Origin of the sequence: Corynebacterium lipophiloflavum DSM 44291, assembly GCF_000159635.1 — a bacterium.
Lineage (GTDB): Bacteria > Actinomycetota > Actinomycetes > Mycobacteriales > Mycobacteriaceae > Corynebacterium > Corynebacterium lipophiloflavum.
On sequence record NZ_GG667258.1, the window covers coordinates 1 to 222 of the forward strand.

Genomic DNA, 222 nt, shown 5'->3' on the forward strand with positions numbered 1-222 from the left:
GACCCGGCGAGGGTCAACGAGATCAGCGAGAAGCTGATGGAAAATCCGGAAATCGCCGAACTGATCGGCGAGTTGTCGACTTCCACCGATGATGCCAGCGACCTGGTCAAAGGCCTGTTGCAGGCATCGATCAACGCTGGTCTGCAGGCTGAAATGGACGCGCATCTGGGATACGCGCACTCTGATCGTACGGCGAAAGCCCAGCTGGGCACCCCGGATGGC

At 59.9% G+C, this 222-nt stretch carries 1 pseudogene; it reads left to right on the plus strand.

The annotated features are described in order from the left end of the window. Positions 1-222, plus strand: a pseudogene (locus HMPREF0298_RS11405) (IS256 family transposase); the annotation flags it as partial.